The organism is Salipiger marinus, assembly GCF_035481585.1.
Lineage (GTDB): Bacteria > Pseudomonadota > Alphaproteobacteria > Rhodobacterales > Rhodobacteraceae > Salipiger > Salipiger marinus.
Genome location: NZ_JAYKSL010000092.1, coordinates 1 through 827, shown reverse-complemented (window position 1 = coordinate 827; position 827 = coordinate 1). Strand labels below are relative to the sequence as shown.

At 64.9% G+C, this 827-nt stretch carries 1 protein-coding gene; it reads right to left on the bottom strand.

The features are described from left to right. Nucleotides 1–67: 67 nt before the first annotated feature. Nucleotides 68–827: IS21-like element helper ATPase IstB (istB, locus tag VK682_RS27275; protein WP_324783001.1), on the bottom strand; the 760-nt coding region annotated here is incomplete at its 5' end.

Sequence of the window (827 nt, the reverse complement as noted above, 5' to 3'; positions counted from 1 at the left end):
TGTAAATGCTGGATCAAAATTCCCCAGAAGTGCTGGCGCAAAATTCCCCACCTAACGGGTTCGGGGATCAGCCGTGCAGGTGATTGGCACCTCCGCTTTTGGGTGGCCGTCCGCGCCTCTTCTGGGGCGGAGGCGGGGTGATGGTGGCGTGCGACCTGGTGTGTTCCGGCATCAGGTCGGCGTGGCCGCGCAGGCGGTAGCTGGCGCCTTCGATTTGCACGACGACCGCGTGGTGGAGCAGCCGGTCCAGCAGTGCGGTGGCGACAACGGGATCGCCGAAGACCTCGCCCCATTCGGCGAAGCCGCGGTTCGAGGTAAGGATCATTGCCCCTTTCTCATACCGCGCATTGACGAGCTGGAAGAACAGGTTGGCCCCGCCGCTGGTGATGGGGAGATAGCCGATCTCGTCCACGATCAGCAGCGAGGACCGGGCGTAGAAACGGATTTTTTCAGGCAGGCGCCCCTCGCGTTCAGCCTGCGCCAAGGCGTCGATGAGTTCGGCCAGGGTGCAGCGGTAGACGCTACGGCCCGCCTTTACCGCAGCGACGCCCAAGGCTGTTGCCAGGTGGCTCTTGCCCGTGCCCGGCGGGCCGAGAAAGTGCAGCACCTCGGCCCGGTTGATAAACTCCAGCTGGGCGAGAGCCATGATGCGGTGCCGGTCCAGCGAGGGCTGGAACGAGAAGTCGAAGCTTTCGAGCGTCTTGATCGGAGTGAGCCGGGCCGTGCGCAGACCGACCCCGACGCGGCGCCCTTCGCGCAGGGTCAGTTCCTCTGCCAGCAAAGCGTCGATCGCCTCGATCGCGGTCATCTCGCCCTTTTCCAGCCGG